This is a genomic window from Streptomyces sp. BRA346, from assembly GCF_052851135.1.
Genome location: NZ_JAIWIH010000015.1, coordinates 43,797 through 63,825 on the forward strand (window position 1 = coordinate 43,797; position 20,029 = coordinate 63,825).

Consider the following 20,029-nt stretch of genomic DNA (forward strand, 5'->3'; position numbering starts at 1 on the left):
ACCGCATGGGATGTCCCCGCCGCGCCTTACCGGCCGTCCTCGCCCTCGGCGCCACCCTGCTCGCCGCGGGCTGTGTGCCCGGCACCGACGGCTCGGGGGCCGCCGGATCCGGGACCGGCGTGTCCACCGCCGTACCGGACCCGAAAGCGGCCGGAAAGACCACGCTGACCGTGTGGGACCAGGAGATCCGCGGTGGCACGAACGGCGAAATCGCCCAGCTGAACCGGGAGTTCGAGCGGAAGTACCCCAATGTGCGGATCAAGCGGGTGGCGCGGAGCTTCACCGACCTGAAGACCACGCTCAAGCTCGCCGTCTCCGGCAACAACCCGCCCGACGTCATCCAGGCCAACCAGGGCTACCCGGACATGGTCTCCTTCGTCCGGGCCGGGCTGCTCGCCCCGCTCGACAACTACGCCGGGATCTACGACTGGAACACCCGCTACCCGAACACGCTCCTCAATCTGAACCGGGTCTCCACCGACGGCACCGACTTCGGCCGCGGACGGCTCTACGGCATCTCCCAGACCGGCGAGTTCGTCGGCCTCTACTACAACAAGGACCTGCTGCGGAAGGCGGGCCTGGAACCACCCGGGACCTGGGGCGAGTTCACCGCGGGGCTCGCCCGCCTGAAGGAGCGCGGCGAACTCCCCGTCCAGTTCGGCAACCTCGACAAGTACCCGGCGATCCACACCTTCGGGGTGCTCCAGGACCAGTACGCGGCCGCCGCGACCCGGAACACCGTCCTCGGCCGCGGTTCGGGCTTCGACACCGCGGCCACCAAGGACGCCGCCGCGACCCTCACCGGCTGGATGAAGCGCGGCTATCTGCCGAAGGGCGCGGGCGGCCTCGGATACGACGACGCGGCCAAGAAGTTCGCCTCCGGCGACGGCGCGTACCTGATGACCGGCACCTGGCTGCTGGCCGACCTCAAGAAGACGATGGGCGACAAGCTCGGCCTCATGCCTCCGCCGCCCGCGAAGCCCGGCGGTGCCCCCGTCACCACCGGTGGCCAGGGGCTCGCGTGGTCCATCACCTCCCGCTCCCGCCACCCCGAAGTGGCCGCCGCCTACCTCGACTTCCTCACCAGCGCCCACGCCTCGGACGTCATGACCCGGCACGGAGTGCTGCCCGCCGTCCCCGGCCCGGCCGCGGCCCGGGTCGCCCCGGACACGGTGGACGGCCAGATGGTCGACGGCTGGAAGCGGCTCAGCGCCGCCGACGGCCTCGTCCCCTACCTCGACTACGCCACCCCCACCTTCTACGACACCCTCTCGGCCGCCCTCCAGGGCGTCGTCAGCGGCAAGACCTCCCCGGACGAGCTGGCCGCCACCCTGCAACAGGACTACGGCACCTTCCTGCGCACCCAGCGGCAGCGCCACGCCGCGACGGAGCCGCGATGAGGCCCACCGCCCCGATCAGGGCATACCGCCGCCGGGCCCCCGGTGAGCCGCGTGCCGTCGGCTATCTCTACATCCTGCCCGCGCTGCTCGTGTACGCGGTGTTCCTGCTGTACCCCTTCGGGCAGTCGGTGTGGCTGTCGTCTCTCCACTGGGACGGGCTGACCGCCGCCACCCCGGCCGGGTTCGACAACTACCGCGACCTGTTCGGCGACCCCGCGCTGCGCGCCCCGTTCGCCCACGCCCTGCTGCTGCTCGTGTTCTACGCGGCCCTGCCGGTGGCCATCGGGCTGCTGCTGGCGGCCGCGATGTCCCGGGTCCGGATCCACGGCATGACCTTCTTCCGCACCGTCCTGTTCCTGCCGCAGGTCCTGGCGCTCATCGTGGTCGCCGTCGCCTGGCGGTCCATCCTCGCCCCCGACGGACTGCTCAACGACACCCTGCGCGCGGTCGGCCTCGGCTCCCTCGCCCGCCCCTGGCTCGGCGACTACACCTGGGCGCTGCCCGCCGTCGGGGTCATCGGCACGTGGGTGGGCACCGGGCTGTGCATGGTCCTCTTCCTCGCCGGGGTGCAGCGCATCCCGCGCGAGCTGTACGAGGCGGCGCGGATCGACGGCGCCGGGCCGGTCCGGGAGTTCCTCGCCGTCACCCTCCCGGCCTTGAGGCCGCACATCGCGGTGGCGCTGACGCTGACCATCGTGGCGGGCCTGCGCAACTTCGACCTGATCTACGTCACGACCAGCGGCGGCCCCGGGAACGCCACCTCCGTACCCGCTTACGAGGTGTACCACCGGGCCTTCGAGACCAACCAGGTCGGCTCGGCCGCCGCCGTCGGCGTGGCCCTCACGGTCCTGATCTTCGCCCTGACCGTCACGGTCTCCCGGCTCGTGGAAGGGCGGCGCACATGACCACACGCCTGGAACGCGGCGTCACCTACGCCCTCCTCACCCTGTTCGCCGTCCTCTCGCTCATCCCGGTCGTCGGCATCCTGTCCACCGCGTTCGGCTCGCAGGGATCCCTGGACACCGGGTTTTCGCTGCCGCGCGGCGGGCTGCACTGGGGCAACTTCGCCGACGCCTGGAGCCGTGGCCACTTCGGCACCTACCTCGGCAACTCGGTCCTGGTCACCACGGTCGTGGTCGTGGCCACCACCGTGCTGGCCGTGCTCGCCGCGTACGCCTTCGGGGTGATGCGCTTCCCCGGCTCCACCGTGCTGTTCTACCTCTTCGTGATCGGGCTGACCCTGCCCCAGGAGGCCCTGGTCGTCCCGCTCTACTTCGACCTGCGGTACGCCGGACTCACCGACACCTACTGGGCGTTGATCCTTCCGCAGACCGCCCAGTCGCTGGCGTTCGGCGTGTTCTGGATGCGGACGTACTTCCGGGGCAGCGCCCGGGCGGTGATCGAGGCGGCCCGGCTCGACGGGGCGAACAGCTGGACCACGCTGTGGCGGGTGCTGGTCCCGATGGGCCGTCCGGCGATCTCCACGATGGTCGTCATCACCTTCATGTGGACGTGGAACGAGTTCCTGATGGCGCTGGTGATGGTCAGCGACGAGGCCCATCGCACCGTCCCCCTCGGCCTCGCCTTCTTCCAGGGGCAGCACAGCTCGGACGCGGCGCTGCTCGCGGCGGCGTCGGTGCTGATCGCGCTGCCGGTGGTGATCGTCTACGTGGCGCTCCAGCGCCGCTTCATCGAGGGCATGCTGGGCGGCGCGGTCAAGGAGTAGCCGCCGCGCTCACAGCGCGGGCGTACGGCTGACCGTGCGGCCCAGCCGGGCGACGGCACGGGCGAAGACGACGGCGTCGTGGACCGCCGCCCCGCCCGTGTCGTTGTTGAAGTACGCGTAGACGTCGGCCTCGCCCGGCCAGGTGTCATGCACCCGGCGTGCCCAGGTGGCGAGCGCCTGGCGGCCGTAGCGCGGCGCGGGCGAGGCGCGGCCGCCGTGGAACCGTACGTATCCCCACCCGGCGGTCCGCCACAGCGGGGCGGCCGGGCGCGAGCCCACGTCCGCCCAGCACAGCGCGGCGCCGTGGTCCTCCAGCAGCGTCCGGATCTCCGCGGTCCACCAGGAGTCATGGCGCGGCTCGACCGCCACCCGGGCACCGGCCGGGAAGCAGGCCAGACAGGTGTCCAGCAGCCCGGGATCGGCCCGCAGCGTCGGCGGGAGCTGGAGCAGGACCGGGCCCAGCCGGTCGCCGAGCCCTTCCGCGTGGGACATCAGCCGCGCCACCGGCTCCTTCGGGTCGCGCAGCCGCTTGATGTGGGTGAGATAGCGGCTGGCCTTGAGCGCCATCACGAACCCGCCGGGCGTCCGGTCCCGCCAGACGGCGAACTGATCGCGCTCGGGAAGCCGATAGAACGCGTTATTGCTCTCGACCGTGGTGAAGCCCCTGGCGTACTCCTCCAGCCACAGCCGCTGCGGGCAGTCGGCGGGGTAGAGGACACCGCGCCAGTCCTTGTACTGCCATCCCGAGGTGCCGACCAGGACGCCCATACGCGCTCATGCCTCGCCCGGGTGCCACCGCGGCCACTGCCCGGGCCGGTCGGCCCAGTGGACCTGATCCGGGTCGTCGAGGTCGATGTCGGGGAAGACCTGCCGGACGCGCGGCGCGAACTCCTCCTTTTCGAGGGGTTCGCACCCCACCCCCCGAAGCCGCACCCGCCGGTAACGGCTGTCGGAATCGAATGATTCGACGTAGACGGGGTAACCGGAATCGTCCCGGTTTGTGGCGTGCTCCATACCTCCAGGGTGCCGGAGCCGCCGCCGGTTCGCGGCCGGTTTGCGGACCGGGGAGATGTCGGCTTGATTCGAAGGAGACGAATGCGTGCCGGGGGTGAGCGATGATCTTCACTGACCGGGTGGACGCCGGACGGCGTCTCGCCGAGCGGCTGATGCCGCTGGCCGAGGAGAAGCCCGTGGTGCTGGGGCTGCCACGGGGCGGGGTGCCGGTGGCCTTCGAGGTGGCCCGGGCGCTGAACGCGCCGCTGGACGTGATCATCGTCCGTAAGCTCGGCGTCCCCTTCCACCGGGAACTGGGCTTCGGCGCCATCGGCGAGGGCGGGGTCCGGGTCGTCCACGAGGCGATCATCCGGATGAGCCGGGCGGACGAGGAGGAGATCGCCGAGGTGGAGCGGACCGAGCAGGCCGAGCTGACCCGCCAGGCGCGGCGCTTCCGCGGCGACCGGCCGCGGATCCCGGTGGAGGGCCGTACGGCCATCATCGTGGACGACGGCATCGCGACCGGTGCCACGGCCCGGGCCGCCTGTCGGGTCGCCCGGGCCCAGGGAGCGGCCCGCTCCGTCCTGGCCGTCCCGGTGGCGCCGCCCGACGCGGTCGCCTCACTGCGCGAGGACGCGGACGAGGTGGTGTGCCTGTCCGCGCCCGCGGACTTCTCCGCGGTCGGCGAGTGGTACGAGGACTTCTCCCAGACCGGCGACGCCGAGGTGATGGACCTGCTGACCAGGTCGACCGGACAGCAGGGGGAGGCGCATCCTGGAAGGTGACGCAGGAGGTGATCGTGATGGAGACGATCGTGGGATGCGACATCCAGATGGAATTCCGTGAGATCGGTCCGCTGACCGAAGCGGTCGTGCGGCTGCGGATGCACGACGGCACCGAGATGCTCGCCCAGGGCCGCGCGAACCGCAACCCCGAGGACCCGGCACAGCCGCGGGTCGGCGAGGAGATCGCGGCGGCGAGGGCACTGAGCAACCTGGCCCACCGGCTGATCGGCAAGGCGGGCGGCGACATCGAGGAAGTCACCCACAGCAAGGCACACCTGGTGATGTGACCGGCGGCCCCGGTGGCTCCCGGGTCACCGGGGACGGGGAATTTCCGTATGAGGAATTGCCGGGGTATGCGATCAATGTTCCCGGAGACATAAGGGCGTCCATGCGGGGAAGGGGGAGCCGAAAGAGAGCGGACACGACCCCGGGAGGTCGCTATGGCGCAACGGAACGACACCACGACGCCCAGGCCCCGGCGGTCCCGGCGATGGCGCTTATGCGCGCTGCTCGTCGGCGCGCTGGCCCTGGTGACGGCCTGCGGTGCCGACGCCGGGGACCAGTCCGCGCCGCCCGGCGCGTCCGGTGCGTCGGACGGCGGTGACGCGGCCGCCTCGTCCGTCACACGGTCGGCGGCGCACACCGGGCGCACGGTGCCGCCCGCATCGCACCCCGCGTCCTCGCGCTCCGCGACGCACCCCGTCACCCACTCCGCGACCGCGTCCGTCTCCTCCTCCGCCACGGCGGCGCACACCACCGCGTCGCGGTCCGGCGCCCGGCGCGTCTGCTCCACCGAGCAGCTGCGCCTCTCCCTCGGCCGCAAGGACGTGGGCGCGGGCAACGTCTACATGCCGCTGGTGCTCACCAACAAGTCCACCGGCACCTGCACACTCACCGGTTTCCCCGGGGTCTCGCTGCTGGACTCCGCGGGCTCCGCCATCGGCGACCCCGCCACCCGGCGCGGCCCGTCCCGCTCCACGGTCACCCTGCCGCCGGGCGCCAGCGCCTCCGCGATGCTGCACACCCTCAACGAGGGCACCACGGACAAGCCGTGCCGACGCGCCCCCGCCCGCATCCGGGCCTACCCGCCGGACTCCTTCTCCTCCATGACCGTCCCGGCGCGCTCCTTCCGGGTCTGCGGCGGTGTGTTCGAGGTCGAGTCGGTCCAGTCCGGAAAGGGCGCCTGAGGGTCCGGAAAGCGTTCCGGGTGTGTCCGAAATCTTGACAAGCCGGGCGCCCGCTGGCCGTGTTCACCCTTTCGCAATCAATAGGGGTGGGTCACCATAGGGATGCCTCACGTGAGTCGGTGTGGAACGTCCGGAGGAGGGCGGTGTCATGGAGCGAGTCGCGACCGAGGTCGAGACGGAGCTGCTGGACCTTTCGGGAGCGACACTGGAAGACCTCGACCGGGATGAAGGGGCGATCGAGGTGGCGCTGCGCCTGATCCGCGCCGTCCGCAACCCGGCGACGTCTGCCAGCTCCTCCGATGCCCAGCAGGGTTGCATTAGTTGACGGACTCCCGCCATCACTTATCGGCGCTGTGCTTCACCGAGCTGGCCGCGGGTTCGGGAAGCGCGTCATCCGTCGCCGAGCTGAGATCGGGTCAGCGCAGCCGCGCGATGCTGCTGTTGCGGGCGCTGGTCGAGGTGGCCGCCGCGCACCCCGCCCTGCCCGGCCCGCTGCCGCCCGCCGCGGAGGCCTGGCGGCTGCTGATACGCGCCGAGCGCCGTTCCCCGGCCGCCGTGGAGCGGCTGTTGCTGCATCCGCAGACGGGGGTGTGGCTCAGCAGGTGTCTGCGGCAGCTGCGCGGCCAGGAACCGGCGGACGTGCCGCTGTGGAGCGAGACCGGCTATCTGTACGCGATGGCGGCCTCGGCCGCCCTCCTCGCGGGCATCGACTTCCGTATCGCGGTCGTGGTGCGCGACGGCGGGGTGATGCTGCCCGCGCTGGGCTTCGCCCTCGTACCGGACCACGCCACGGACCGCGCCGAGGTCGTGCGCACGGCGCAGGGGGCGGCGGTGGTGGCCGGGCCGCATGCGGTGCCGCTGCCCGCATCCGGCTTCACGGAGGACGCCCCCGGGTGGCTCGGGCTCAGACGGCTGCACGGTGACCATCGGGGGCACCTCTGCTCGCCGTTCCTCGACGATGTCGACCCCTATCGCGACTTCTTCCGCCGCAGACCGCCGGACCGGCTCACCGACGACGCGTGGAAGCACTGGCAGGAACGTTTCGAGGGCGCCTGGCGGCTGGTCGCCGCGCAGCGCACCGTGGACCCGTCGGGGATCGCCGCCTGCGTCGCCTCCGTGGTCCCCGTACCGTACGAGGCCCACCCCGAACCGTTCAGCGCCTCGTCCCCGGAGGCGTACGGCTGCGTCCTGATGAACGGCCCCGTGGACGAGCCGGACCTGGCCGCAGCGCTGGTGCACGAGGCCCAGCACATCAAGCTCAGCGCCCTGATGGATCTCGTGCCCCTGATCGAAGGGGGACGGGAGGAGGTCCACCACGCGCCGTGGCGGCTGGATCCGAGGCCGCTGCGGGGGCTGCTGCAAGGGGTGTACGCGTTCCTGGGCGTGACCGGCTTCTGGCAGGACCGCCTGCACCGGACGGACCACGGGCCCGCGGGGGACACCGCCGCGTTCGAGTTCGCCCTCCGGCGGGAGCAGACCGCCCACGGGCTGGAGACGCTGCGCACCCACGCCGAACTGACGCCCCTGGGAAGGAGCTTCCTCGATCAGGTGGCGGAGCGGCTGGCCGACTGGCTCGCGGAGCCCGTCCCGCCCGTACCCCGGCGGCTGGCGGCGGATCTGGTCGTCGACCACCGGCTCGTGTACCGCATGCGCCATCTGCGTCCCGAACCCGCGGGGGTCGCCCGGTGGGTGCGGGCCTGGCGGGTGCGCGGTACGCCTCCCCGGGAGCTGCCCCCCGCCTCGGTCGAGCCCGCCGCGGCGGAGACCGTGCCGCGGACGGCGCTCGCCAGGCTCCGGTTCACCGCACCGGAGCGGCTGCGGGCCGGGGAGGGCGGCGGTGACGGCGCCCCTGACGGAGCCGATCTCGCCTGGGCCAGGGGCGACCGGCCGGCCGCGCTGCGCGGCTACCGCGGCCGACTGGCCCAGGACCCGGCCGATGTCGCGGCCTGGGCGGGCCTTGCCCTCACCCTGCCGGACGGAGCGGCCAGGACGGCGCTGCTCCGCGCGCCCGAGACCGTCCTCGCCGTCCACCGCGCGCTGCGGGACGACGGCGGCGCGGTGCCCGACCCGGTCGCGCTGGCGACCTGGACCGGGGACTCCTTCTGACGACGGAGTGGTGTCAGAAGGCGATCGCCTCCACGTCGCAGTCGGCGCGGATGCCCCGGGCCGCCGCGACCGTGGCCGGGTGATTCGGGCTCAGGACGGCGCGCATCCGGGCGAGGGAGTCGTTGTGCAGCTCCTCGGCGGACCGGCCCTCACCGAGCGCGCGCAGATCCCCGGAGAGATTGACCGCGCAGGCCAGTGTGGTGGGGTGGTCCTCGCCCAGCCGTGACCGGCAGGCCGCGAGCGTCTCGGTGTCCAGCTCCCGGGCCTCCTGGTAGTCGGCCAGCGTGTAGTGGTCGCTGGCCAGATTGATCGCGCAGGCCAGGGCGATCGGATGGTCCGCTCCCAGCTGCTCGACCTGCATCGGCAGCGTCTCCTTGTTGAGCGCGAGCGCCGCCTCGGTCTCTCCCAGCAGCCGCAGGGTGACGGCCAGGTCGATGGCCGCGCTCAGCGTCACCGGGTGCCGAGGCCCGAGCGCGGAGCGCATGTCGTCCAGGCACTTACGGCCCAGGTCGCGGGCGCCGTCGAGGTCGGCGGTCTGGCGCAGGTCCATGGACAGGTTGAGCGAGGTCGCTGTGATGTGGAGATTGGGCTCGCCGTAGCGCAGCCGGTACCGCTCCAGAACCTCCCGGGTGACCTCCAGCGCCCCCTCGTGGTCGCCCGCCTTGCGGCGGGCCACGGCGAGGTTGCGCAGGGCGAAGACGCCGATCGGCGCGTTCTGCGGAAGCAGTCGGCGGACCCGGGCGCAGGTCTGCTCCATCATGGTGCGGGCGGTGATGTAGTCGCCGCTCTCCCGGACGTCGATCGAGAGATTGGCCTCCAGCAGGATCGTCAGCAGCGAGTCCTCGCCCAGGACGACCTTGGCGACGTTGTGGGCGCTCTCGTCCACCTCGCGGGCGCGCGCGTAGTCACCGACCGAGCGCAGCGCCAGGGCGTAGTCGTTCGCGGCGGCGATGGTGTACGGGTCCTCGTCGCCGAACAGCCGGATGGTCCGCCGCCAGCGGTCCTCCTCCAGCTCCACGGAGCGCGCGTAGTCACCCTGGTAGCGGGCGTCTTTGGCGACCGCCCCGATGGTGACCAGCGTGTTCTCGTGGTCGTCGCCGTCACCGGCGCGCGTCAGCTCGAGCGTCCGGCTGTTCAGCTCGCTGGCCTGCCTGAACTGGCCGAGCAGGGTGAGGACATGGCCGAGCGTGCGGGAGATGGCGAGCGTCTCCGGGTTGTCCTCGCCGAGCGAGTCCTGCCACTTGTCCCGTACCCGGCTGCCGAGTTCGAGCGCGCCCCCGTGGTCGCCCCAGACATGGAGGAACCGGACCAGGTTGCGCACCATCTGCCGCACCCACTTGTCGTCGCAGTCCATCGCGCGGGACGCCCGGACATGGGACAGCAGGTCCGCGTAGCGGCTCCAGTTGGCGGGCGAGACGTCGTTGGGGTCGCCGTAGGCCAGCAGCACATGGGCGCTGTGCCGCATGTCGGCCTGCTGCTGTGGGGACATCTGGCCGATCAGCACCGCCTGCACCAGCCGGTGCAGTTCGATGGTGTTGCTCCGGTGATTGATCTTGATCAGGGCGTAGCGGTTGATCTCCCGGATCGCATGGCCGAGCTTGATCGGATCCTGGAGTACTTCCGACAGTTCGGGGGAGAGGGAGACACCCCGGATGCCCGAGAAGAGCCGCCGGGAGATCGGCTCGGGAGCGAAGAAGGAGCACATCTGGAGCAGTTGCAGCGCACCCGGGTGGTGCTCCGCGAGGCGGCGCAGCGACATGTTCCAGGCGGCGGCGACCGGTTCGGGATAGTCGACCGGAACCCCGGCCGCCAGCAGCTCGTTGCGGCGGGTGCTGACGTCGGCCCGCTCATCCTCGAAGACCTGGAGATATTCGTCGACCGGCATCCCCGTCTCGGTCAGCCACGCCGCCGCCTGCTCGATCGCCAGCGGCAGGTCGCCCAGGGTCTCGGCGATCCGGTCGGCCTGCTCGTGCGGCAGCTCCGGCCCCCGCCGCAGCAGCAGTTGGATGCTCTCCTCGCGCTCGAAGACATCCACCTCGACGGTACGGGCGGCCCGTGACCACTGGGCGTTCCGCGACGTCACCAGGATCCGGCCGGGCCCGCCCGCGGGGAAGAACGGCCGGACCGTCTCCAGCTCCTCCGCGTTGTCGAAGACCAGCAGCCAGTTGCGGCAGGGGCGCCCGGTGCGCAGCGCGTCGAGCACGGTGGGCACCGCCGTGTTCGCCTCCATGCCCGCCTGGAGCCCGAGCCGGTCGGCGAGCTGCACCAGCGCCTGGCGGATCTGCTCCGGGCGCTCCGCCGGGATCCACCACACCGCGTCGTAGTCCGCGGAATGCGCATGCACGTATTCCAGGGCGATCTGGGACTTTCCGACCCCGCCGAGACCGTGCAGTGCTTCGGGGAGCACGGCGGCCGTACCCTCGCTGCGCAGCCGCTCGTGAAGGGTGTCGAGCAGCGCTCGCCGTCCGGTGAAGTTGTTGTTCCGGGGCGGCACATTGCCCCAGATGGACGGGGGATCCCCGGCGCGGCGCTCCTCCACGGCGGGCAGGGACCGGGCAGCGGTCACGGACACGAAGGTTCCTCTCGAATGCTCCCCCGCCGTACCCGGCGTGCCGTGCGCCGGCGGGGATGGTGAATCGTCGGCTTGGGACGACGGACGGGATCGGGGAGTCAGGGAGTCAGTCACGGCAACCTCAGGGACCACATTTCCCCAATGGGGTACGTCTTCAAAGGGATCCGGACGGCTTTCGCCCGTGCGGGGGAGCGCTTGGCGCGCGAGGACAAGGGCGCGAAAGGAGCGCGCGCCTTCGAGATAGGGCCCGGAGAGCGCCTGGTAGACCTGTTCCTGGAGGCGGATGTAGGGCATCAGGCGGTCGGTGTCGGGCAGGTCCCGCACCGGCCCTGAGGGATGGTTGAGCAGATCGCGCAGCAGATGCAGCGGCTTCCAGCGGCGGCCGAGCCGGTCCAGGACGCTGCGCAGGGTGTACAGCGACTCGTCCCGTAATCCGGCGGACAGCAGCAGTTCCCGTACCCCGTCGTGGAACTCGTAGCCGATTCCGGTCTCGTCCAGCGGATCTGCGGTGCCGACCTTGCGTAACAGCCCGCCCAGCAGGATTTCGGCCAGATCGCCGGGGCTGCCCTCCGGCTGGTGGATCCCCTGGACGAACTCCATCACGGGAATGTTCAGCGGCGCCGCCGCCAGCCGCGCCGCCAGCCGGAAGGCGCTCGGCGATGCGGTGGAGCGGAAGCGGAAGACCCGGTCCCAGGCGCTGGGTTCCGGTTCCGGATCCCAGGGCTCGGGCGCCACCCCGGGCAGCAGCGCCAGCGTGTGATGGCCGCGGTCCGACGGACGGCCCACCAGCCGCGCCCAGTTGCCCAGCCAGCGCGCGTCCAGCTCCAGCACCGGCACCGGTGGTTCGCCGCCCGGCCAGGAGCCGCCGTCGCCCCGCCGCCAGGCGCCGTTGGGCGCGCCGGGCTCGGGGACCCGCACCCGGACCCGCTCCGGCGCGATCCCCGTGTGCTGCCAGCGGCCCTGACGCAGAACGTGGAGCACGGCGACCGACGCGCGCCGGGCCCAGCGCCCCAGCGCGCGCTGCGCGCTCTCGTCGCCCCAGGCCGCGCCGATGCCGTCGGTGAGCACCAGCACCGCCCGCTTCCCGCGCGGCGCCATGCCGTCCACCGGCGAGTCGTGGCGGTCCGCGGGCAACGGGTGATCGGTGTTCATCCGGTGCACCCGGACGTCCCGGAAGGCACCCGTCCGCTCCAGCACGGTGACCAGCCGCGCCGCCGTACGCCGCCACACCACCATGGAGCTGCCGCAGTCCAGCACCAGGACCGCGTCCATCCAGCGCTCCTGGACGGGCGCGCACTCCGGCACCCACAGCCCCTCGCGCGCCGCGCGCTCGGCCGTGGCCTCCTCGTCGACCTCCAGCTCGACCGGCGAGGGCGCGGTGCGCTTGAGGGGGCGCAGCGCCCGGGAGACGGCGCGCTCGGCGACCAGCGGTCCGGCGGCGGTCGGCCGGGGCGCGGGCACCATGACGTCGGTGACCAGCGCCGGTTCCGTCCCGGCCGGGTCCTCCGGCGCCTCGGGTACGGCGACGAGTTCCACGGGCTGCGGTGCCGAGACGGCCGGTTCGGGCGCGGGCCCGGGCCGCTGCCCGCCGTCGTCCTCCGGCGGCGGTTCGGGGAGCCGGTCGCCGGTGGGCGGCGGGGCGTCGGCGCCCGGGGGCTCGGGGAGCGGGCCGGGCGCCGGGCGGCCGGGTCCGCGGTTCGTTTCGGCCTTGCAGACGGCCAGCCAGAAGGCATCGGCGATCTGCTGCCAGTCGAGGTCCCGCGGGCCGTGCTCGCCGGACCTGCCGCCTGGGTCCTGTGTCATGTCGAGCCTGCGGCGTCAAGGCGGTGCCAGACGGCGCGCAGTAGCTCCTCCCACTCGGGCCCCGGAGCCCCGGAACGGGCCGTCACCAGATACACCGCGTTGAGCAACTGGTCGGCGGCGAGCCCGCCTTCGTGACGGCTGCGCTCCAGGAACATGTCGATGAGCTCCCGGGCGCGCGGGTCGTCCGCTCTGCCCAGGTGCGCGGCCACGATCGCGGCGAGCCGGTCGGCGTCCGGGTCGGGCAGCCGCAGCTGGAGACAGCGGCGCAGGAACGCGGGCGGGAACTCCCGCTCCCCGTTGCTGGTGATGACGACCACGGGGAAGGCGCGGCAGCGCACCCGGCCCGAGTCGATGACGGTGCTGCGGTCGGGGTCGTCGGTGAGGACCGATACGGCCGGGCGACGCCTGCGGATGCGCACCAGCTCGGGAATGGAGTACTCCCCGGCCTCGAAGATGTCGAGGAGGTCATTGGGCAGATCGATGTCGCTCTTGTCGAATTCGTCGATGAGCAGGACGCGGGGGAGGCGGTGCGGCAGCATCGCCGTGCCCAGCGGGCCGAGTTGGAGGAAGTCGCCGATGTCCTCCGGTCCGGGTTCGTGACCGTCCTCCTCAGCCGCCTGTCCGGCCGCCGCGGCGTGCACACGGCCGACGGCATCGTAGCCGTAGAGACCGGACCGCAGGGTGGAACGCGTGGTGATCGGCCAGCGCAGCACCCGGCCCAGGCCCAGCTCCCGGCTGATGCGGTACGCCAGCGTCGACTTGCCCGTGCCCGGGCGGCCGGTGACCAGCAGCGGGCGCCGCAGGATGAGCGCGGCGTTCACCACGTCCGCCTCCTCGGGCTCCGACCGCAGGCCGAGCGGGGTCGCGCCGAGCCGACGGGCGGTGTCCTGGACGTCCTCCGGCGGCGCCGGGGGCTCGGTCGGCGGCTCGTCCGGGTCGGATAACGCGCCGTCGGCGCCGTAGCCGTCCGGCGGGCAGGCCGAGACGCCGCCGAAGCTGCGCCAGGGCGGCGGGGGCGGAAGGATGTCCTCCAGGCTGACGTCGTGCAGCGGGCGCCCGGTGCCCTGGTAGATCCACCAGGGCCGCGGAATGCCGGACGGCAGGGGACCGGAGGAGGAGCCGTCGCCACCCGGGATCCGTCCGTTGTGCCGCCGTGCAGGCTCTGCGTCGCTCATCGACTGCCCAACCCCTCGTCCGGCCCCGTCATGCGTCCTTGCGTCTCCACGGGGCGGGTCGGGTCGTCCCAGACGAGCACCACATGCTGCCCCGGGTGATGCTCCCGCTCCGCGGAGTCGATCGTATGGGCGTCCAGACGTAACTTTGTCACGGCTTCGCGGAGCCGTGCCAGGTCCCCGCTGGCCTCGTCCGATTTTTGTCTCAAGTACTGGACGAACGCCGGATCCCGGCTGGGGCGGCGATCCCATGCCACCAGCGGGATTCCCGCCCGCCAGGCCGCCAGCGCCTCGTACGCGCCCTCACCGGCGCCGCCCGGCGGCGAGTTGAGGATCAGCGCGACGACGTGCGGATCCGCCTGGAGCCGGGCCAGCAGCGCGGCCGGGTCGCCGGAGCGCGGACTGTCCGGATCCTGGCCCTCGACGACCAGCTGTCTGGCGAGTTGGGGCCGTCCGGTGAAGAGCTGCCAGCGCTGGTTCCACGGGCGGTGCCAGCGTCGGGTCTGGCTCCGCTCCAGGCTCCGCACCACGACCGGATAGTCCATGCACAGCGGTGTGGCCATCGTGCTGTCCAGCTCCTTGCGCCACAGATGCACCGGCAGATTCAGGTCCTCGGGGCCCAGCAGGAACTCCAGGTGGATGCACCGGGCGTCCTTCCACTCCTCCTCCGCCGCGAACACCAGCTCCTGCACGGCCCGTTCGGCGGTGGCGGCGGTGACCTGGGTGACCGGGCCGCGGACCGGATGCCAGCCGCTCGGGTCGTAACTGTGCCAGGACGACAGCTCGTAACGGCCCGGCTCCTCCTGCGGCAGCAGCCGGATCACCAGATACGCGTCGTCCGGCTCGGCCGGGGCGGCGTGCCCCACCTGCTGGCGCAGCGATCGCAGCTGCGAGGTCAGGTCCAGCTCCCGCGCCTGCTCATCGGCCCACGCCCGCAGCGCGTCCGCCCTCCGCAGCGGCTGGGCCGACGCCGCCAGGTACTCCACCAGGGCCAGCCCCGGCGGCAGCCCGTCCGGCCGCGCGTTCATCCGGCTCAGCTCCTCGAAGGCGTGCCAGGGGCCGTCGACCGCGGGCACGTCCTGGAGCGGACCCGCCGCGGCCCGGCACAGCTGGCTCAAGGGCCCGATCTCCAGATCTTCCAGCAGCGACCGCAGCCCTCCGGCGGCCGGGGCCGGAAGCACCGGCCGGGCCGTCATCTGCTCCACGACCGAATCGAGGTGCTCCATGGCGTCCGTGTCCGGCGCCATCACCGCGAGCGAGGCGCGCAGCGCGCGCATCATCCGCACGTTCTCCAGACACTCCCGGGCCAGCTCCACCAGGAAGTAGTCCGTGACGCGATGGCCGCGCACCGGAACGGACGTCGTCTCCATTTCCATGGCGACCAGGTCCAGACACAGGGCGCGGGAATCCGGATCCGTCAGACAGCGGAACTCCTTCAACGCCGACACCAAACTGTTGACCGATCTGAGGCCGCCTTCCCGCATGGCCGCCATGCCGTGCCTCCCCCGTACCCGCATCACCGGTCCCCGCCGCCGATGATCCCGCCGGAGACCCTGCCACAGGCAAGCGCCGCCCGCGCGGACTCCGGACAACTTGTATGCCCCGCACGCCCCCGGGCAATACCCTCGGGCGCCCCGGTCAGCCCAGGCCCAGTTCCTCGACGCGGCGGGCGAGTTCGGCCACCGCAGGGTCGTCGGGAGCCAGGACGTCCAGCACGGACACCAGCTCGCCCAGGGCCCGGTGCGCCTCGCAGGTGCGCAGCAGGGCGAGGGCCTCCGCGCGGCTCGCCGACTGGCGGCCGACCGCGGTGCCGACGGTGGGCAGCTCGTCGAGCAGCTGCTGCCAGCGGGCGGGGGAGGACAGACCGGGGACCTCCAGCAACAGGTCGGCGAGACCGCCGAGTTCCCGGACGCCGAGCTTGCGGCGGCGCCGGGCGGACGCGCCGGGCGCCGCCTCCGTGCCCGGGAGCCGCCCGATGAGTTCGAACGCGAAGGCGGCCGCGTGCCGGGAGGCGACCGGCTGCCAGCGCTCGTCGTGCGCCTCGCCCTTGTCGCCGAGCAGATCGGAGACGCCCCGGATCACCAGCGCGTCGAGCTGCTGGTTGACGTACGCGCCCGCGAGGAAGCCGAAGCCCTCCATGTCCACCGCGATCGCGTCCCCGGCGACGGCCGCGAGCCGCCGGCCCACGTCGGAGCGTTCGTGCCCCACCACCCGGCCGCCCGCCGCGATCGGCTTGACCAGGGCGCGGGGGCGCGGCGCGGCGGCGTCGGGCAGGATCCGCCGCTGCCAGTCATCGGCCGCGGCGACGGTACGGGCCAGCTGCACCAGCCCGTAGCCGGACTGATGGGTCTTGTGGCGGGGGAGGAATCCGGACTCGGTGTCCTTGCCGGTCTCGTAGTCGTACACCGCGTCGGCCGCCACCACATCGCCGAGCGCGACGTCCTTGACGCCGCCCGCCACCCCGACGAACAGCACGGCCCGCGGCGCGAAGAGCGCCGCCGCCCGCTCGACCAGCGCCGCCGCGCCCGGGTTTCCCGGACCCGTCATATGGATCGCCACCCGACGGCCGCCGGGCCGGGCCCCGGAGCGGAAGACGCCTGTCTCGAACAGTGAGCCGCGCTCCGCCCGGACGGGGCGCGGATCCTCCAGATGCGCTCGTACGGCCCGGTATTCGATCTCCAGCGCGGTCAGGACGACGACGTCCGCCCGCCCCGTGCCCCCGGTGTCGCCAGCCCCCACGGTTCCCCCTTGAACGACCTCGAACGACCTTGAACGACATGAACACGACCGTGTCGAGCACCCTACGTCGAACACAAGAGCTCTCTGTCCGCCCTCACGTGAGCGGTGGACAATCGGGGCATTCGCTTCCGCGTCAAGGAGGACGGGATGAACGCACGCCTCGTGCGCGCCGCGCTGGTTGCCGGGACGGTCGTCGTGACCACGCTGGGCACCTCCACGCAGGCCCAGGCGCTGCCCGCCTGCGCGAGCAACGCGATCTGCCTGTGGCGGTTCCAGGACGGGACGGGCGAGCTCTACACCTGGCGGGGCGGCTACGTGGACCTGCCCAGTCGGTTCGTGGACCACGTGGGTTCCTTCCGGGCCAACAGGACCGGGGCCTTCATCGACTGGGCCACCGGCAAGGAATGCCGCTCGGTCCGCAAGGGCGACTACGCCAGCAACTACAGCGGCCGGTTCGGCGCGAAGATCGACGCGGTGGCCGACACCTGCTGACGGCCCGGCGGCCTGATCCCGGGCGGGGTTACGAGAGCGTGCCCACCAGTCGGTCGAGGAAGCGCGGGAAGTCGGCGTCGGCGGCCACCTCGATGGTCGGGAGGTGGTCCCAGACGAAGTGTTCGCGGGCGTCCACGATGGTCTGGCCCAGGGCCGGCTCACTCCTGGTCTCGACCTCGACCCGCAGATCGACCAGGTCGAAGCGGCCCGGTTCCAGGACCGCCGCGACCGCGAGTGAGTCGATCAGTCCGCAGTAGTCGCCGAAGAAGCCCCGGTCGCGCACGAACGCGCGCACGTCGAGCAGGAACGCGGCCTCGGGAGTGGCCGATGCGGCGAGCGCGGCGAGGTGTGCGGCGCCGAGATCGAGTTCCGGGCGGGTCGCGACGTCGAGGCCGATGGCGGTCAGCCGGAAACCGGCGTGGAAGACGGCGCGGGCCGCCTCGGGGTCGACAGAGACGTTCGGCACGATCCGCTCCACCGACAGCGACTTCGTGGCCGGAGGCCGCCCCGGTGTCGGCGGCTACCTCCCGTCCTGGCACACCACGCTCGTCGACGACTGGGCCCGGGCCGGAGTCCTCGCGGGCGACCGCGAGAACGCCGCGATCGTCACCCTCGCCCGGCTCTTCGGCCGCCGCGGCGGCGCCATCTGCTCCGTCGCCGACAACATCAGCACCGGCGCGCCCTTCGAAACCGGCGCCGGGCACATCGCCGCCATCGACGTCGCCCTGGAGGGAATCGCACTGCTGCACCGGCTCGACCGCGCGGCGGAAGCGGAAGGGCTGCCCATGTGGCTGCCGCGGCGCGACACCCGCGAGGAGACCCGGTGACCCCGACCGGTGTGATCGGTGGCGTATCGGTCGACCACATCGTGCGGGGTCGGACACCCGGCACACTACGACTGCCCGGGCGGCCCCGGCCTCTACGCCGCCCTGGGGGCGCGCCTCGTGCCCGGCACCCGGGTGCGGCTGCGGTGCGAACTCCCCATGTCCGTACCGGAGTTCCGCGACACCCTCGCGGCGGCCGGGGTCGATCTCGGCGACTGCCGGGACGGCGCGTCGCGCCTGGCAGAGGTGGCCCACCGGACACTCACCGTCCCGCTGCCACCCGTCGAGACGCCCGGCACATCAAGGTCGCCGACCCCGGGGCGTAGAAACTACGGCTGGTCCGCGCCCAGGGCGCGCAGTTTGCGGTACAGGGTGGCGCGGCCGATGCCCAGGGACTCGGCCGCGCGTGCCTTGTTGCCGCCGTGGCGGCGCAGCGCCTCCAGGATCGCGGTGCGCTCCGCCCGTTCCATCCCGCTGAGCCGTCGCGCGGCCGGTGGCACCCGCATTCCGGGCGGCAGTTCCCCGCGCCGGACCGGGCCGGTGGCGCGGCGGTGCTCGGCCACCTCCCGCACCACCTGGGACAGTTCGGCGACGTTGCCCGGCCAGCTGTGCTGTTCCAGGGCCCGGCGCGCGTCCAGGCTCCAGGACAGCGGCGGGCGGCCGGGGGAGGGGCGCCCGGCGAGCCCCGGCAGCAGGACGGGGATGTCCTCGACGCGCTCGCGCAGCGGCGGCAGGACGACGGAACGCGCCGTCAGCAGATCCAGCAGCCGCCGCAGACACGGGCCGACCCGGGTGCCCGGGGTGTGGGTCGCCGTCAGCGGCACCTCGGGCCGCCGCGCCAGCAGCGAGAGCAGCGCGGCGACATCGGGCTGGTCCAGCCGCTCGGCGTGGAGCACGAGCAGCGGTGGCGCTCCGTCCCCCTCCGCCACGGCGTGGCACCAGCGCGGTACGTCACCGGGCGCGCCCTCGGCGGCGTCCACCACCAGGGGCTCGGTGGTGCCGCGCCAGGCGAACAGGGCGCGGGCGAGCGAGGACTTGCCGACGCCCGCCTCCCCGGTCAGCAGCAGCGGCTCAGCGGTCCGGGCCAGCCCGGTGGCCCGGGCGACGGCCACCCGCCACGGGCCCGACGCACCGGCCAGCCCCGGCAGCCGCTCCTCGCCGCTCCGCCCCGGCGGACGCGCCGGAGCGGCCGCCGTACCCTCCGCCGGGTCCGGGCGGGCCACCGCGACCGCGCCGATGATCTCGCCCTCGTGCACGACCGGCGTCATCCGGACGACGAGCCCGGCACCGTCCGGCACCGGGAACTCCCGCGGCTGCCGCCCGTCCGCCGCCCCCGCGTCCCGCAGCAGCGCCGTGGCCCGGCGCTCCAGCCCGGCCAGCGTCTCGTCCGACAGCAGCCGTGCCGCACCGGGGCTGACGATGCGGCTGCTGCCGTCGAGCGCCACCACCGCGTGCCCCTCCGGCGCGTGGCGCAGATACGCGTCCAGCAGCAGCCGCTCCGGGGGCCGGGCCCGGCCCAGCAGCTCGGACTCGACCGCGAGCGCGGTGGCCTCGGCGAGGGCCGTGCCCGGGTGGGGAGCGCGGTCCTCGCGCAGCGGGGTCAGCGCGGTGACGGTCCCGGCGGGGCGGCCCGCTCCCGGCTCGTACACCGGAACGCTGACCGCCGACAGCTCCTGCCACAGGTCCAGGACGTGTTCCGGGCCGTGCGTCTCCGCCCGGCGCCCGAGGCGCAGCGCGAGCACCGCGCTGTGGTGCCCCACCGTCCGCTCCGACAGATCGCACCCCGCCGCGGGCGCCGGCCCGCTGCCGCCCGACCACAGCACCCGGCAGCGGGAGTCGGCGAGCACCAGCGCCGTGTCGCAGCCCGCCAGGGTGGGCAGGACGCGGTCGAGCACCGGGCGCGCGGCGGCCAGTAGCGGGGCGTGCGCGGGCACGGGGGCGGGCGGCGGCGCCAGATCCCGCCGTACGCCGAGGAAACGGGCCCGCCGCCACGCCTCGGCCAGCGCGTCGGGGATGTCCTCGCCCGGCGGCCGCCCGCCGAGGAACCGCTCACGGGCCCGCCGCACCGGGGCGAGAGCCGCGGCGGCCGGGGTGGCCGGGTTGTCGTGGATGCTCGTCACAGGGCCCTCACCGTATACGGCCCGGGTGTCTCGTATTGAGACACCTCCGCCGCACCCTCCTGGATCAAGATCATCAATGCTGGCCGGACCCTGTGAACCGAACCGGCCGC

General features: G+C 73.1%; 17 protein-coding genes and 1 pseudogene. 10 read left to right on the forward strand and 8 right to left on the reverse strand.

Features of this window, described 5'->3' with window-relative positions:
• Positions 1 to 5: 5 nt before the first annotated feature.
• From LCH29_RS19490 to LCH29_RS19500, 3 genes are read left to right on the forward strand one after another with little or no spacing between them, the layout of a single operon-like run.
• Positions 6 to 1,400 (forward strand): extracellular solute-binding protein, encoded by a 1,395-nt coding sequence (locus tag LCH29_RS19490; protein WP_446463004.1) that lies wholly within the window; start codon positions 6 to 8, stop codon positions 1,398 to 1,400.
• Entirely contained in the window at positions 1,397 to 2,305 is a 909-nt protein-coding gene (locus LCH29_RS19495) for a carbohydrate ABC transporter permease (RefSeq protein WP_446463005.1), read from the forward strand. Before LCH29_RS19490 ends, LCH29_RS19495 begins: the two co-directional genes overlap by 4 nt.
• Positions 2,302 to 3,126: a carbohydrate ABC transporter permease gene (locus LCH29_RS19500; protein WP_446463006.1), complete on the forward strand. Its 825-nt coding sequence runs from the start codon at positions 2,302 to 2,304 to the stop codon at positions 3,124 to 3,126. Before LCH29_RS19495 ends, LCH29_RS19500 begins: the two co-directional genes overlap by 4 nt.
• 9 nt (positions 3,127 to 3,135) lie before the next feature.
• On the opposite strand, the gene LCH29_RS19505 is transcribed toward LCH29_RS19500, so the two are convergent.
• Entirely contained in the window at positions 3,136 to 3,894 is a 759-nt protein-coding gene (locus LCH29_RS19505; protein ID WP_446463007.1) for a DUF72 domain-containing protein, read from the reverse strand.
• A 6-nt stretch (positions 3,895 to 3,900) separates the two neighbouring features.
• The gene (locus LCH29_RS19510; RefSeq protein ID WP_446463008.1) at positions 3,901 to 4,140 is read right to left on the reverse strand and encodes a hypothetical protein; all 240 of its coding nucleotides are present in this window, start codon (positions 4,138 to 4,140) and stop codon (positions 3,901 to 3,903) included.
• Positions 4,141 to 4,241: 101 nt separating this feature from the next.
• On the opposite strand from LCH29_RS19510, the pseudogene LCH29_RS19515 reads away from it, so the two are divergent.
• The 5 genes and pseudogenes from LCH29_RS19515 to LCH29_RS19535 form a co-directional block, all read left to right on the forward strand.
• Positions 4,242 to 4,883 (forward strand): annotated as a pseudogene (locus LCH29_RS19515) (phosphoribosyltransferase); the annotation flags it as partial.
• A gap of 38 nt (positions 4,884 to 4,921) precedes the next feature.
• Positions 4,922 to 5,191 carry a DUF1876 domain-containing protein gene (locus tag LCH29_RS19520; RefSeq protein WP_123098052.1) on the forward strand — a complete coding sequence of 90 codons (270 nt, stop codon included), beginning with the start codon at positions 4,922 to 4,924 and terminating at the stop codon, positions 5,189 to 5,191.
• A gap of 153 nt (positions 5,192 to 5,344) precedes the next feature.
• Positions 5,345 to 6,091: a DUF4232 domain-containing protein gene (locus tag LCH29_RS19525; protein ID WP_446463009.1), complete on the forward strand. Its 747-nt coding sequence runs from the start codon at positions 5,345 to 5,347 to the stop codon at positions 6,089 to 6,091.
• A 148-nt stretch (positions 6,092 to 6,239) separates the two neighbouring features.
• A complete protein-coding gene (locus LCH29_RS19530; RefSeq protein ID WP_446463010.1) occupies positions 6,240 to 6,416 on the forward strand; it encodes a hypothetical protein in 177 nt (58 codons plus the stop codon).
• Positions 6,413 to 8,197, forward strand: a complete 1,785-nt coding sequence (locus tag LCH29_RS19535) for an HEXXH motif domain-containing protein (protein ID WP_446463011.1) — start codon at positions 6,413 to 6,415, stop codon at positions 8,195 to 8,197. The genes LCH29_RS19530 and LCH29_RS19535 overlap by 4 nt, the downstream gene beginning before the upstream one ends.
• A 13-nt stretch (positions 8,198 to 8,210) precedes the next feature.
• On the opposite strand, the gene fxsT is transcribed toward LCH29_RS19535, so the two are convergent.
• The 4 genes from fxsT to LCH29_RS19555 all read right to left on the reverse strand — a co-directional run bounded on the left by fxsT (position 8,211) and on the right by LCH29_RS19555 (position 16,483).
• Positions 8,211 to 12,572 carry an FxSxx-COOH system tetratricopeptide repeat protein gene (gene fxsT / locus LCH29_RS19540; RefSeq protein ID WP_446463012.1) on the reverse strand — a complete coding sequence of 1,454 codons (4,362 nt, stop codon included), beginning with the start codon at positions 12,570 to 12,572 and terminating at the stop codon, positions 8,211 to 8,213.
• The gene (locus tag LCH29_RS19545) at positions 12,569 to 13,747 is read right to left on the reverse strand and encodes an AAA family ATPase (RefSeq protein WP_446463013.1); all 1,179 of its coding nucleotides are present in this window, start codon (positions 13,745 to 13,747) and stop codon (positions 12,569 to 12,571) included. The genes fxsT and LCH29_RS19545 overlap by 4 nt, the downstream gene beginning before the upstream one ends.
• Positions 13,744 to 15,237 (reverse strand): VMAP-C domain-containing protein, encoded by a 1,494-nt coding sequence (locus LCH29_RS19550; RefSeq protein ID WP_446463014.1) that lies wholly within the window; start codon positions 15,235 to 15,237, stop codon positions 13,744 to 13,746. Before LCH29_RS19550 ends, LCH29_RS19545 begins: the two co-directional genes overlap by 4 nt.
• Before the next feature lie 145 nt (positions 15,238 to 15,382).
• A complete protein-coding gene (locus tag LCH29_RS19555) occupies positions 15,383 to 16,483 on the reverse strand; it encodes a phosphorylase family protein (protein WP_446463015.1) in 1,101 nt (366 codons plus the stop codon).
• A 147-nt stretch (positions 16,484 to 16,630) separates the two neighbouring features.
• On the opposite strand from LCH29_RS19555, the gene LCH29_RS19560 reads away from it, so the two are divergent.
• Positions 16,631 to 16,975, forward strand: a complete 345-nt coding sequence (locus LCH29_RS19560) for a hypothetical protein (protein ID WP_446463016.1) — start codon at positions 16,631 to 16,633, stop codon at positions 16,973 to 16,975.
• 28 nt (positions 16,976 to 17,003) lie between these two features.
• On the opposite strand, the gene LCH29_RS19565 is transcribed toward LCH29_RS19560, so the two are convergent.
• Positions 17,004 to 17,441 carry a nucleoside hydrolase gene (locus tag LCH29_RS19565; RefSeq protein WP_446463017.1) on the reverse strand — a complete coding sequence of 146 codons (438 nt, stop codon included), beginning with the start codon at positions 17,439 to 17,441 and terminating at the stop codon, positions 17,004 to 17,006.
• Positions 17,442 to 17,466: 25 nt separating this feature from the next.
• Between LCH29_RS19565 and LCH29_RS19570 the strand changes: the two genes are divergently transcribed.
• Positions 17,467 to 17,802, forward strand: a complete 336-nt coding sequence (locus LCH29_RS19570) for a hypothetical protein (RefSeq protein ID WP_446463018.1) — start codon at positions 17,467 to 17,469, stop codon at positions 17,800 to 17,802.
• 326 nt (positions 17,803 to 18,128) lie between these two features.
• Here LCH29_RS19570 and LCH29_RS19575 read toward each other — a convergent pair whose 3' ends face one another.
• Positions 18,129 to 19,919, reverse strand: coding sequence for a helix-turn-helix domain-containing protein (locus tag LCH29_RS19575; protein ID WP_446463019.1), 1,791 nt, complete (start codon positions 19,917 to 19,919; stop codon positions 18,129 to 18,131).
• Positions 19,920 to 20,029: the final 110 nt, after the last annotated feature.